Source organism: Rodentibacter mrazii, assembly GCF_001998825.1.
In the GTDB taxonomy this organism is placed as follows: domain Bacteria; phylum Pseudomonadota; class Gammaproteobacteria; order Enterobacterales; family Pasteurellaceae; genus Rodentibacter; species Rodentibacter mrazii.
In genome coordinates, this window is sequence record NZ_MLHG01000071.1 from 1 (window position 1) to 1,086 (window position 1,086).

Sequence of the window (1,086 nt, forward strand, 5' to 3'; positions counted from 1 at the left end):
GCGAACCTTTAGTTATGACCTAAGCGGAAACTTACAACAAAGTGAGACCACCTTGTTTACAAGCGGACAATTTGAGTGCAGCCAAACCACCTATCAATATGACCCGTTAGGACGTATTGAACACGCACACACCGAAAGAAACGGCAGCGCACCCCATGATGAACGGTTTCGTTTTGACCCGGCACATAATCTGATTGAGCGCGACAACCAAATCATCAAGAACAACCGAATCAGCCACTATGCCGGCGTGGGTTTTACTTACGACAGTTTAGGTAATACCCTTGAAACCACCTATGACAAAGACAATCGGGTCCGTTACCGCTACGACTTACACGACCGTTTGATAGGTGCGGAGATTACCACCCGCTACCGAAAAGAACGTTGGGTTTATTATTATGACGCCGTCGGCAGACGGATAGCCAAAGCGAAATTAAACAAACAGGGTGAGCCTGAAATCCACACCCTGTTCGTCTGGGACGGTAGCCACTTAGTGCAGGAAATTCAAAAAGGTAAAAACGCGCAAGAAAACGACCGCACTTTTACCTATATTACCTATATCTACCGCCACCCGAACAGCTACGAGCCGCTGGCGCAATGTATTGACCGCAGGGATGAACAGGGCAACCGAATTGAGCACGAGATAAACTACTTCCACTGCGACCAAATCGGCATACCAAGGGAGATGACGGACAGCCAAGGCAAAGTGATTTGGCGGGGACGCTATGATGCGTGGGGCGGTTTACACTATGACCGCCATCTAGCCCAACAAAACCAAGGACACCAACCGTTCCGTTTACAGAATCAATATTTTGATGAAGAAACGGGGTTACATTATAACTTCCTACGTTATTATGAACCGATGACGGGACGGTTTACGACACAAGACCCGATAGGGTTGCAGGGTGGGATGAATCTTTATCGGTTTGAGGGAACGGTGCAGAATCAAATCGATCCACTGGGGTTATTTGCCCCCGCACTTGCACCGGCAGTCCCTTGGATTTTAGAAGGATTAGCCTATGTAGGAACTGCTGTGGCGGGCATTCTTATTGCGGCAGGTATCATGGATGCGAAGGAAGAGCATGATAA

General features: G+C 48.4%; 1 protein-coding gene. It reads left to right on the forward strand.

Annotation, left to right across the window (positions count from 1 at the left end; translation table 11 throughout):
* The coding region (locus BKK47_RS12720) for an RHS repeat domain-containing protein (protein ID WP_244149134.1) at positions 1-1,086 on the forward strand (1,086 nt) is incomplete at both ends.